At 32.5% G+C, this 11984-nt stretch carries 11 protein-coding genes; all 11 read left to right on the top strand.

All coding sequences use genetic code 11. The annotated features are described in order from the left end of the window. Positions 1-23: 23 nt before the first annotated feature. Positions 24-851 (top strand): MetQ/NlpA family ABC transporter substrate-binding protein, encoded by an 828-nt coding sequence (locus B5D41_RS02130; RefSeq protein ID WP_078808963.1) that lies wholly within the window; start codon positions 24-26, stop codon positions 849-851. Between the two features lie 207 nt (positions 852-1058). Continuing rightward, entirely contained in the window at positions 1059-1844 is a 786-nt protein-coding gene (locus B5D41_RS02125) for a HesA/MoeB/ThiF family protein (protein WP_078808962.1), read from the top strand. Between the two features lie 218 nt (positions 1845-2062). Continuing rightward, on the top strand, positions 2063-2944 hold the full coding sequence (gene cysD, locus B5D41_RS02120) for a sulfate adenylyltransferase subunit CysD (protein ID WP_078808961.1): 882 nt from the start codon (positions 2063-2065) through the stop codon (positions 2942-2944). A gap of 205 nt (positions 2945-3149) precedes the next feature. After that, positions 3150-5063 (top strand): adenylyl-sulfate kinase, encoded by a 1914-nt coding sequence (gene cysC, locus B5D41_RS14515; protein WP_078808960.1) that lies wholly within the window; start codon positions 3150-3152, stop codon positions 5061-5063. A 256-nt stretch (positions 5064-5319) separates the two neighbouring features. Beyond that, positions 5320-5583 carry a DUF2061 domain-containing protein gene (locus tag B5D41_RS02110; protein ID WP_078808959.1) on the top strand — a complete coding sequence of 88 codons (264 nt, stop codon included), beginning with the start codon at positions 5320-5322 and terminating at the stop codon, positions 5581-5583. A gap of 78 nt (positions 5584-5661) precedes the next feature. Continuing rightward, positions 5662-6312 (top strand): flagellar brake protein, encoded by a 651-nt coding sequence (locus B5D41_RS02105; RefSeq protein ID WP_159442869.1) that lies wholly within the window; start codon positions 5662-5664, stop codon positions 6310-6312. Positions 6313-6445: 133 nt separating this feature from the next. Next, positions 6446-6736 (top strand): hypothetical protein, encoded by a 291-nt coding sequence (locus tag B5D41_RS02100; protein WP_078808957.1) that lies wholly within the window; start codon positions 6446-6448, stop codon positions 6734-6736. A gap of 19 nt (positions 6737-6755) precedes the next feature. After that, complete coding sequence (locus B5D41_RS02095; RefSeq protein ID WP_327292405.1) at positions 6756-7466, top strand: PrsW family intramembrane metalloprotease; 711 nt, start codon at positions 6756-6758, stop codon at positions 7464-7466. Positions 7467-7543: 77 nt separating this feature from the next. Further along, a complete protein-coding gene (locus B5D41_RS02090; protein ID WP_078808955.1) occupies positions 7544-8935 on the top strand; it encodes an NAD(P)/FAD-dependent oxidoreductase in 1392 nt (463 codons plus the stop codon). A gap of 139 nt (positions 8936-9074) precedes the next feature. Then, the gene (locus B5D41_RS02085; protein WP_078808954.1) at positions 9075-10670 is read left to right on the top strand and encodes a spore germination protein; all 1596 of its coding nucleotides are present in this window, start codon (positions 9075-9077) and stop codon (positions 10668-10670) included. 15 nt (positions 10671-10685) lie between these two features. Continuing rightward, the gene (locus tag B5D41_RS02080) at positions 10686-11969 is read left to right on the top strand and encodes a Ger(x)C family spore germination protein (RefSeq protein WP_078808953.1); all 1284 of its coding nucleotides are present in this window, start codon (positions 10686-10688) and stop codon (positions 11967-11969) included. Positions 11970-11984 lie beyond the last annotated feature (15 nt).

Genomic DNA, 11984 nt, shown 5'->3' with positions numbered 1-11984 from the left:
TAAGTAATGAGGAGTGAGTATTAATGTTTAGGAATAAGAAATTTTTAATTTCAATTGTATTATTAGTTGTAGTTGGTTTGGCAGCAGGTTGTGGTGGTAATCAAGGTGCGCAAAAAGAAGTAGGAGCAGAGAAGACAACATTAACTGTGGGAGCAACTCCAGTACCTCATACTGAAATATTAGAAAAAATTAAACCAATATTAGCTAAGGAAGGTATTGAATTAGAAATAAAAGAATTTACTGATTATGTAACACCTAATATTGCTTTAGCTGACGGTAGTATAGATGCTAATTTCTTTCAACATGTACCTTATCTAAATGATTTTAAAGAAGAAAGAGATTTAGATCTTACTTATATAGCTAAGGTTCATATTGAACCAATGGGACTTTATTCAAAAAAGATTAGTTCTTTAGATGAGATTGAAGATGGAGCAACTATTGCTTTACCTAATGATGTTACTAATGAAGGTCGTTCGTTACTCTTATTAGCTGAACATGGCTTAATAAAGTTAGATAAGGATGCTGGTTTAAAGGCAACTCCAGTGGATATTGTGGAAAATCCTAAGAACTTAAAGTTTGAAGAAATAGCAGCTGCTCAATTGCCACGAGTATTACCTGATGTAACAGCAGCTGTAATCAATACTAACTACGCTTTAGAAGCTGATTTAGTACCTACTAAAGATGCAATTATTATGGAGGGTAGTGAGTCACCATATGCTAATGTATTAGCAGTTAAAATGGAAGATAAAGATAATGAAGCACTAAATAAATTGGCTGATGCCTTAACTTCTAAACCAGTTAAGAAGTTCATTCAAGAGAAATATAAAGGATCTATTGTTGCAACTTTTTAGAATTATTTAGCCCCTCTTCTTAATAGAAGAGGGGTTTCTTATTTAAATGAAGCTATATTTTTTTAAGTTGTGGATAATATGTTAATAGTAGTAAAAATCTATTTAAAAAATGTATTGGTTAATTTTAATGAGTATTATATAATATATTTACTGTTAAGTATATTAACAGTAAGAGTTTGAGTTAATAATTTATGTAGGAGGGTTATAATGTCTAACTATGATCTTAGTAGTGAGGAATTACAGAGATATGATAGACATATTATCTTAGATGAAATAGGTCAGGAAGGTCAACAGAAATTAAAAGAATCAAGTGTTTTAATAGTAGGGGCTGGAGGTTTAGGTTCACCAGTAGCTTACTATTTGGCTGCTGTTGGGATAGGGTGTATTGGAATTATTGATTTTGATGAGATAGAGCTTAGTAATTTACAAAGACAAATTCTACATAGCACTAGTAATATAGGTAGTTTTAAAGTTGATTCAGCTGAGAAGAGTTTAAAAGCTTTAAATCCCAATTTAGATATTATTACTTATCAGGCTTCTTTAAAGACAGATAATGTAGAAGATTTAGTTATGAGATATGATATTGTGATTAATTGTGTTGATAATTTTGCAAGTAGATATTTAATAAATGATGCGTGTGTATCGAATAATATTCCATTAATAGAGGCAGGAGTTTTGGGGTTTGAAGGACAAGTTATGGTGATTATTCCTGGGAAGGGGCCATGTTATCGTTGTATTTTCCCTGAATCTTCTAAACAAGGTAGGATTTCTGCGGATAAGGAGATAGGGGTATTGGGAGCAGTTGCTGGTACTATTGGTACTTTACAAGCTACAGAGGCTATAAAATACTTGTTGGGTATTGGTGAGCTTCTGTTCAGTAAATTATTAATATATGATGCTCTACATGCTTCGTTTAGAAAAGTAGAACTTAAAGCTAATCCGAGATGTCCTATTTGTGGTGATGATTCTAGTATTACTGAATTAAATAATTAATTAATAAACTTAAAATTAAAAACATTACCTAGTTAAGCAGATTATGATTAATCATAATCTGCTTTTTTTATTCACAATTTAATCTCTCCTGCATAAGTATAATAGAGGATACCATCTTATCATATATTGGCGCATTTAGACATAATGATATAAGGGAATTATTATAATACTTATAAGTGGCTTGTTATAAGTGTCAAAAATGTAAAGGAGGTATAAATGTGGATCATTTAGATAAGTTAGAAACTAAAAGTATTCATATTCTACGAGAGGCATACAGTGAATTTAAAAATTTATGTATGTTATGGTCTATTGGTAAGGATAGTACGGTTTTATTGTGGCTAGCTAGAAAAGCGTTCTTTGGTCATGTACCTATTCCATTGGTACATATAGACACTAATTATAAAATACCAGAAATGATTGAACATAGGGATCGATTAGCTAGAAAATGGGAGTTGGATATGATTTATGGTCAAAATGAAAAGGCATTAATGAAGAAGCAGACTTTTCCTGATGATAATACTACTAGATTAGATTGTTGCAGAAAATTGAAGACAGCAGGTTTGAAAAATACTTTAAATGGTAAATGGACTAGATATAGGATGAATCACAATACAGGGCAGTATGAAAGTGATGAGAACAAAGAACCTTATACTGGGGTAATCGTTGGAGTAAGAGCTGATGAGGAAGGTACTCGTTCTAAAGAAAGATACTTTTCACCGAGAGATCAAAATAATGATTGGGATATCGGTGATCAACCTCCTGAATTTTGGAAGCAATATAAAACAGATTTTGCTCCAGAAACTCATGTCAGAATCCATCCATTATTAGATTGGACGGAATTAGATATTTGGGAGTATATTAAACGGGAGAGAATACCTGTAGTTTCATTGTACTTTGATCAAGGAGATGGAACGAGATATAGGTCTTTAGGTTGCTATCCTTGTACTAAACCTGTTAAATCTACAGCTAGTACAGTAGATGAGATAGTTAAAGAATTAAAGTTTGGTAAATTTGCTAATATAGCAGAAAGAGCAGGTAGAGAACAGGACAAAGAGGATGGCGGAGGATTAGAAGAACTTCGTAAAGAGGGATATATGTAAAAATAAACAGTCAAATACATGAAAGAGAAATGATATTGTTACACCATAGCCAGCTTCGATTTTTAGGCTGACTGAGGACTAGAAGAACTTCGTAAAGAAGGCTACATGTAACAATAAGCAGTTAACAGTGTCTGTGTCAGCATCATGATTTCTGACACTGTTACCTGACACTGAATACTAAAAATAATAGAGGAGAGAGTTGCTAATGGCTAAAGTGTTAGAAAGGCAAAAGGAAGATTTAAGCATAGTGATTGCTGGTCATGTAGATCATGGGAAGAGTACAATTATTGGCAGATTATTAGCCGACACTGATTCATTACCAGAAGGTAAATTACAGCAAGTAAAGGAGACTTGTCGACGTAATTCTAAGCCATTTGAGTATGCATTTTTGTTAGATGCTTTAAAAGATGAACAGTCTCAAGGAATTACTATAGATTCAGCTAGGTGTTTTTTTGAGACTGATAAGCGGAGATATATTATTATTGATGCTCCTGGACATATTGAATTTCTGAAAAACATGGTTACAGGAGCTGCTAGAGCTGAAGCCTCTTTATTAGTCATAGATGCCGATGAAGGTGTTAGGGAGAATTCAAGACGACATGGATATATGTTATCTATGTTAGGAATTAAACAGGTTGCTGTTTTAATTAATAAGATGGATTTGGTTGGCTATAATCAACAAATATTTCAAGAAATAGTAGAAGAATATACTGAATTTTTACATCAGATAAATATAAAACCGATTTCTTTTATTCCTGTTAGTGGTATGAGAGGAGACAATATAGCAAATTTATCTAAGAGAACAAAGTGGTATCAAGGAGAGACGATATTAGAAGTTTTAGATAGCTTTAATGGCGAGAAACTTCCAGGAGATAAACCATTTAGAATGCCTATACAAGATATTTATAAATTTACCAAAGGTGGAGATGATCGACGAATTATAGCTGGAACAATAGAGTCTGGACAGATAAAGATTGGAGATGAAATTGTATTTTATCCCTCAGGGAAGAGAGGTAAAGTGAAATCAATTGAAGCATTTAATGAAGATCCTAAGGAAAGTGTTAGTGTAGGATATGCCACGGGATTTACTTTAGAAGAACAGATATATATTACAAGAGGGGAGGTAGCTACTTTAGCTGGCCAATCTAGACCTCAAGCTACTTCTAGAATTAAAGTAAATCTCTTCTGGTTAGGCAAGAACTCAATGAAAAAACAGAAAGATTATTATTTGAAATTAGGAACCACTAAAGTAAAGGCTAAAATAGAAAAAGTAGTAAGAGTGATTGATGCTTCTAAGCTAAGTCAAAATGAAGATAAGAATGAAATAGAAAGACATGATGTGGCTGAATGCATATTAAAATTAGAGAAAGCAATAGCTTTTGATTTAATCAATGAGATAGCTGAAACCAGTAGGTTTGTTATAATAGATAATTATGAAATAGCCGGTGGAGGAATAATTCAAAATGCTTTAGAAGATGAAGAAAACTGGGTATCAGAAAATAATATAATTTGGCATGAAGGTGAAGTGACATATGAAGATAGGTGTAGGAACATTGGACAGCAGGGGTTAGTAGTTTGGTTTACGGGGCTTTCTGGGTCAGGTAAATCGACTATCGCTGTAGAAGTAGAAAAGGAATTAATTAAACAAGGTAAAGTGCTTTATAGATTAGACGGTGATAATATTAGATATGGATTAAACTCTGATCTTGGATTTATTAAAGAAGATAGAGATGAGAATATTCGCAGGATAACTGAAGTAGCAACTTTATTTAAAGATGCTGGTTTAATTACATTGGCTTCTTTTATCTCGCCATTTAAAAGTATGCGAGACTTTGCTAAGAAGAAGATAGGAGAAGAGAATTTTATAGAGATATATGTTAAAGCTAATATAGAAGTTTGTGTTAAAAGAGATCCGAAAGGGTTGTATGAGAAAGCTAAGCAAGGTGAGATAGAGAATTTTACTGGGATTTCTTCACCGTACGAAGAACCAGAGGATCCAGATGTAGTGATAGATACAGAAGAGTTAACAGTAGCAGAATCAGTAGAAAAGGTTTTAAAATTAGTTGACAGTTTACAGATAACAGTTGACAGTGAAACCCAGAAAAGACATCCGAATTAAAAGCAGAGGATATCATAGGTTTACAGCAGAAATTATTCACGTCAGGCTTTGCCTGTAAGGAGCTTTGGTTTTTAAGCTGGATGAAAAACCTGTTTAAAGAGTTTTTGAATTAAGAGAATTTGTAATTGAAGGTTTGATAGAAGACGGTATTGAATTTCAAGAGAAAATAAAAGATCAGAAGAAAGTTAATAGTGACAATAATGAATTAACTGTCAACCGTCAACTGTAAACTGATAAAAGTTGGAGGTAATTAGGAATGAGTAATAAGTTAAGAAGAGTGTTAAAGAGTATTACTTGGCGAATTACAGCGTCATTCACTACTGTTTCAATTGTATATTTTTTGACTGGTGAAATGGAGATAGCTGGTTCAGTAGCTTCGTTAGAAATAATTGCTAAGATTTTGATTTATTATTTACATGAAACGGCTTGGGATAGAGTAAAAGATAGTGAAGAAAGTATAAGTGATAAAAATATAAGTAAAAAAAGCATGAGTGATAAAAATATAGGTGAGCGGGCATGATTTTCATATATTGAAAATTATGTAATTTTATGATAGAATGATTAATAAGGCAATCTGCTTAAAAGGATGTGGAGACATATGGATATCAACCACTTGGTAAATAAAAAATTAAATTTTAGAAAACCAGCTGTTGATTTTAGTGATTTATCTGATACTATTAGATGTCAAATCCTTGAAATTAAAAATGAAAGATTAATAGTTCAATTATCAAATGACTTAGACTTAACAAGTGGTAAATTGGTTCAGATGGTTTACATAGATAATGCTCAAGGAATTTATTATTTTAATACTGAAATTGTGAGTGTAGAGATGCCTTTAATTAAATTAAAATTACCTAACAAAATTCAAAATTATCAACGAAGACAATTTGTACGGGTAGAATATCAAACAGAGATTGAATTTAGTCCAGTAAGTTATCAAGGTGAAAATTTAACTCATTTAGAAGATAAGAAAGGGCATGGACAGATGATAGATATTAGTGGTGGAGGAATTTGTTTTAAATCAGATATTAAATTATTAGAAGAATTAGTTATAGATTTGAGATTTAGATTAAACGAAAATGATTTTGAAATTTTAGGAGAAGTAGTAAGAGTACTAAAAAAGGGCGATGAGTATGAAATAGGGATTAAGTTTGATATATTAAGCAGTAAAGTAGAGGATCAAATCTCTAATTTTGTTTTGCAACAACAGATTAAAAATCGTCGGAGAAAGTTGGTAGTTAGCGAATAATTTCATATGATATAGTTCCACTCTTTAGATGCTTATTTAAGAATAGCTGAAATATTTTTTGGATATCTGGATATAATAAGACTAATTAAAATTATTATAGCAGATATAGCAGATAAAAGAGGAGTGGATAAATATGAGAATTGAATTAGCAATTAATGATCTTGCTAACGTACAAAATCAGGATACAACAGTAGATATGATTTTAAGAGATAATATGACTATTGGTAGTTTAAAAAGAGTATTAGATATACCGCCAGAATATACTGAAAGAATTATGGTTAATGGAGTTAAGCGATCAGAATATTATTCTTTAAACTCGGGAGATCAAGTGATTTTTGAATCAGGAATAGATTATAAAGTTGAAGATGTTAGTGAGGAGCATGTGGATAATAATGATGACACTTTAAAATCAGAAATAGAATAGATAAAAATATAACGGCAATATTGCCGTTATATTTTTATCTCAAGAGAGGTGGAGCAATATTAGAGTTCTTTTATTACTATTAGTCTCTTTAGTACCAGGGATATTATGGGTTTATTTCTTTTATCGCCAAGATAAATATGAACCAGAGCCTGTAGGATTAATTATTAAGGCATTTATGTATGGAGCTTTAGCAGTAATACCTGTTGGATTAATTGAACTACCTTTTGCTAATCAGATAAATAATAGTGCTAGTTTAATTAAGTTATTTATATTAACAACTGTAGTGGTTGGGTTAACTGAAGAATTTTTTAAACTTATTGTTGTTTGGTATGGATTATATAAATCTGAAGAATTTAATGAAGTAATGGATGGTATTATTTATTCAATTAGTGCAGGGTTAGGATTTGCAGTAGTTGAAAATTTGCTTTATACAGTTGTATTTGGATATAAGGTAGGAGTTGTACGAGCATTTATAACTACATTAGTTCACGCATCATTTTCGGGGATAGCGGGATACTATTTAGGTTTAGCTAAAATGGGAAGAGGTTCAGAGATTAGACTGATTTCGATTGGTTTAATTCAAGTTGCTTTACTGCATGGGATTTATGATTTTTTAGTAGTAGGGAATTTTATATCCATGGGCGGTGTTGCTATCACTGTATTAATGTTATATATATATCTAGTTAAGTTGATTAAAAGAGCTAATAGTATGTCACCATTTAAACCTTAAAATATGAAGGAGTTTTAAGGTTTGACTAGAATAATAGCCAAGGGAGTGAATCAATTTAACTAAAAGGAGTGGAATTGATGGCAGATTTACTAGAAAGTTATGATCTAATTATTGTAGGAGCTGGTCCAGCTGGGATTTTTACTGCTTTAGAAGTAATCAAGGAAGAAGCAGATTTAGATATTTTAATTTTGGAAAAAGGAGAAGATATCGATAAACGCAGTTGTCCAGCTAAAGATAAGGATTTAAATTGTATCTCTTGTAATAATTGTTCTATTGTTTGTGGCTGGGGGGGAGCTGGAGCTTTTAGTGATGGTAAATTAACTTTATCTACAAATGTAGGAGGTAATTTAGCAGATTATATAGGAAAAGATAGGTTATCAGAGTTAATTAGCTATGTAGATGAAGAATATTTAAAGTTTGGTGCCCCAGAAAAAGTATATGGAGCTTCTCCAGAAGTTTTAGATGAGATTAATCATCAAGCTATTCAAGCGGAGTTGAAGTTTGTTCCATCTAGGATTAGACACTTAGGAACGGGGTATAGTAGAAAAGTGTTATCTAAGATGAAAGAGTATCTTATAGATAATGGAGTAGAAGTCCAGATTGGAGTTAGAGTAACTGATTTATTGGTCAATAATGGTAAGGCTACAGGGGTTAAGCTAAAAAACGGACAGCAAATTCAAGCAGGAGCAGTAGTAGTAGCACCAGGAAGAGAAAACTCTGAATGGTTAAGCAAAGAAGCTGAAAAGTTAGATATAAATATGGCCATTAATCCTGTAGATATTGGTGTTAGAGTAGAGGTGCCTGCAGCAGTTTTAGAAAACTTGACAGATGTAATTTATGAATCTAAATTCATTTATCATACTCCTACTTTTGATGATAAAGTTAGAACTTTTTGTATGTGTCCAAATGGTGAAGTAGTAAATGAAAATAATAACGGTTTAATTACAGTTAACGGACATAGTCATGCTGAAATAAAAACAGAAAATACTAACTTTGCACTTTTAGTTAGTAAAAGTTTTACTGAACCGTTTAAAGAACCGATTACTTATGGTAAAGATATAGCTAAATTAGCTAATTTGCTAGGCGGAGGAATCTTAGTCCAAAGGTTAGGTGATTTTTTAAGTGGACGAAGATCTACAGAGAGTAGAATACAGCGTGGTTTAGTAGAGCCAACTTTTAAAGAAGCTACGCCAGGAGATTTAAGCTTAGTATTGCCTTATCGACATATGACGGCCATTGTAGAGATGTTAGAGGCGTTAGACAAGGTTGCTCCAGGTATATATTCCCGTCATACTTTATTATATGGAGTAGAAGTTAAGTTCTATTCTTCTAGGTTAAAGGTTGATGATTCTTTAGAAACCAAGGTTGAAAATTTATATGTAGCTGGAGATGGTGCTGGTATTACTCGAGGATTAATCCAAGCTTCTGCTTCAGGAGTAGTTATTGGTAGAGACCTTTTAAATAAATAATTTAAGATAAATATAGTTTAACCCTTTCGGTTTATTACTGAAAGGGTTCTTTTTTTGCATATTTTTTGGTGGATTATGCATACTAATTTTAGGCTATATTTTAAATTAAACTACTATTATATTAGATGGAGGGGCTTAGATGTGGAAGGATATAAAGGATCAATTTAAAAGCTTATTTAATCGTGATATAACTGAAAAAGAAGCCGATCCAGCACCTAAATTACATAAGAAATTAGATAAAAATAAAGAGTATTTAGATAACTTATTAGGTGATAATGGTGATATTACCATTAAGGAATTTAATATTGCCGGAAGAAGTGATTTAAAAGCTTTAATGGTTTATGTAGATGGAATGATTAGTAAGGCTCTTCTTAATGAGCAAGTCTTAACTCCATTAATGCATAGAATTAGAGAGACAGATCCGGATGTAGAGATTAATAAAAGCAATTTGGCTCAGACTGTTGAAAGCTTTGTGCTTTCTGCTGAATCAGTGAGTAAAGCAGAAAATTTCGATGATGTAGTATTATCTATATTATCAGGTGAGACAGCTCTTTTCTTTGATGGTGATGATCAAGCTTTAATTATTAGTGCTAGAGGTTGGCCAAGTAGGGGAATTCAAGAGCCTGCAACTGAGTCAGTCATTCGGGGACCTAGAGATGGTTTCACTGAAACTATTAGGATGAATACAGTCTTAATAAGAAGGAGAATTAGAGACCCTAATTTAAAGATTCAATCTACTAAAATTGGCAGGAGGACTAAGACAGATGTAGCTTTAGCTTATGTAAAAGGGATAGCTAATAAAGAAATTATTAATGAAGTGAAGGCCCGTTTAGATACTATAGATATTGATCAAATTTTAGAAACTGGTTATATAGAGCAACTAATAGAAGATAGCCATTATTCTCCTTTCCCGCAGATTCAAGTTACAGAACGGCCAGACAAGGTGGTTGGATCTTTATTAGAAGGTAGAGTAGCAATTTTAGTCGACAATACACCTATGGTCTTACTAGTTCCGGTTACTTTTAGTCAATTATATCAATCACCAGAGGATTATAATGAGCGTTGGTTAGTAATGAGCGCTATTCGTATTTTAAGATTTACTTCTATTTTTATATCTGCTTTAGCACCAGCACTTTTTATAGCTTTAACCTCGTTTCATCCAGGGATGATTCCTACTGAATTGATGATGAGCGTTGCAGCAACTAGAGAGGGGGTACCTTTTCCTGCTTTTATAGAGGCGGGAGTTATGGAAGTAACTATTGAATTATTAAGAGAAGCTGGTATTAGATTACCAGGGCCTATTGGACAGACTATAGGTATTGTTGGGGGATTAGTAATTGGACAGGCAGCAGTTTCGGCTAAGGTCGCTAGTCCAATTATGGTTATTGTAGTGGCGATTACGGCTATTGCTTCATTTATAACTCCTAGTTATAATGTTTCATTGTCCATAAGATTTATAAGATTTGGATTTATGATTTTAGCTGCTGTACTTGGACTTTATGGTATGATGTTAGGAGTTTTAGCTATATTAATTCATTTAGTTACTTTAAAGAGTTTTGGTGTCCCTTATTTAAGTCCATTAGCTCCTTATAGATTCTCTGATTGGAAGGATGATTTTATTAGGGCACCAACCCATTTAATGACCACAAGACCTAAGGAATTAGCTCCTCAAGACCCTAATCGACAGGATATAGAACGGGAAAATAATAAATGGGGAGAAGAGGATAATGATTAAAGTGAGGGGTTAAAGATGAGGCAAATATATAAGTATATATTACTTGGAATAATAATAATCTTATTAACTACTATAGTAACAGGATGTTGGGACCGAACAGAAATAGAAGAAAGATTATTTGTTTTTGGAGTAGGAATAAGTCAACCTAAATCTATAGAAGAGGTGTTAAATGATTTAGAGGAGAAGGCAAGAAAGAAATTAAGAGATGAAGGAATAATTCGACCTAATGATAAAGAAATTCAAGATAAGGTAGAAGAGATAGCAAAACCGTCATTTAGAGAGGTGATAACAAGAGCAGAAAGAAGACAAGATCAATTAAAAGTTACTATTGAAGCCCCTATTGTACGTAATTTAGTTGGAGGTGAAGGTGGAGGTAATGGTGAACCGACTTGGATTGTAAGTACCAATGCTGACACTGTTTTAGAAGCTTGCCAACAGTTTGCCTCTCGTTCTAATCGTCGAGTCTATTTAGGGCATTTAAAGAGTATGATTATAAAAGAATCTTTGGCCAGAGAAGGTGTACAAGATTTATTAGATTTTTTTGAAAGAGACAATGAAGTACAAAGAAGAGTAAATGTTTTTGTTTGTCCAGAGAATGTTGAAGAAATTTTAGCACTTAATACTCCGGTTGAACAGGTCACGAGTTCTTACATATCCATGATTGTAGAGAATAAAGTTAAATGTTCGAGAGTTAGTCCAATTACTTTAGGGGAATTTATGATTAATATACATACTGGAGCTGGTTCATTAGTACCTAGGATAGTCACAGGGGAAAAGGATGTTAAGGTATGTGGAAGTGCTATTTTTAGAGGTGAGAAGATGGTAGGGTGGTTAGGGGAGTTAGAAACTCAATCTGCTTTACGAGTTAAAAATGCTACTGGGCAGGGAGAAATAATTATTCCTGGTCTTAAAGAAGGGAATAAAGCTGTTTATGAATCTAACGGCCTTAATATAAGAATAAAGCCTATTGTAAAGAAAGAAAAGATTACTTTCAAAGTTGAAATTAAACTTGAAGGTAATATAGTAGAAATACAAAGTAAGGTTAATCTTATGAATGATCAATATATTAAAAAGCTAGAAAAGAATATAGAAGAACATATTAAAAAAAATACTATGCAAGTGATTGATAAGGCACAGCAAGAATTTCAAACAGATTTTTTTGGATTTGGAGAACAATTACGCCGTCATGAACCTAAAGTTTGGAAGAAGGTTAAAAAGAATTGGCATAAAGAGTTTGCAGGTGTTAAAGTAAGAGTTGAACCAGAAGTTAAGATTAGAAGAATAGGATTAGTTAAGTAAAGTAAAGAAGGTGAT

The sequence above is a fragment of the Selenihalanaerobacter shriftii genome (assembly GCF_900167185.1).
GTDB lineage: Bacteria > Bacillota > Halanaerobiia > Halobacteroidales > Acetohalobiaceae > Selenihalanaerobacter > Selenihalanaerobacter shriftii.
This window is presented reverse-complemented; position numbering and strand designations above follow the sequence as displayed.

Bases quoted from the DNA above. Each gene is read 5' to 3' on its own strand.
- B5D41_RS02110 (WP_078808959.1), top strand. From the start codon at position 5,320: ATGAGTAATAAGTTAAGAAGAGTGTTAAAGAGTATTACTTGGCGAATT.
- B5D41_RS02125 (WP_078808962.1), top strand. From the start codon at position 1,059: ATGTCTAACTATGATCTTAGTAGTGAGGAATTACAGAGATATGATAGA.
- B5D41_RS02080 (WP_078808953.1), top strand. From the start codon at position 10,686: ATGAGGCAAATATATAAGTATATATTACTTGGAATAATAATAATCTTA.
- B5D41_RS02130 (WP_078808963.1), top strand. From the start codon at position 24: ATGTTTAGGAATAAGAAATTTTTAATTTCAATTGTATTATTAGTTGTA.
- B5D41_RS02105 (WP_159442869.1), top strand. From the start codon at position 5,662: ATGGATATCAACCACTTGGTAAATAAAAAATTAAATTTTAGAAAACCA.
- B5D41_RS02090 (WP_078808955.1), top strand. From the start codon at position 7,544: ATGGCAGATTTACTAGAAAGTTATGATCTAATTATTGTAGGAGCTGGT.
- B5D41_RS02085 (WP_078808954.1), top strand. From the start codon at position 9,075: ATGTGGAAGGATATAAAGGATCAATTTAAAAGCTTATTTAATCGTGAT.
- B5D41_RS02100 (WP_078808957.1), top strand. From the start codon at position 6,446: ATGAGAATTGAATTAGCAATTAATGATCTTGCTAACGTACAAAATCAG.
- cysC (WP_078808960.1), top strand. From the start codon at position 3,150: ATGGCTAAAGTGTTAGAAAGGCAAAAGGAAGATTTAAGCATAGTGATT.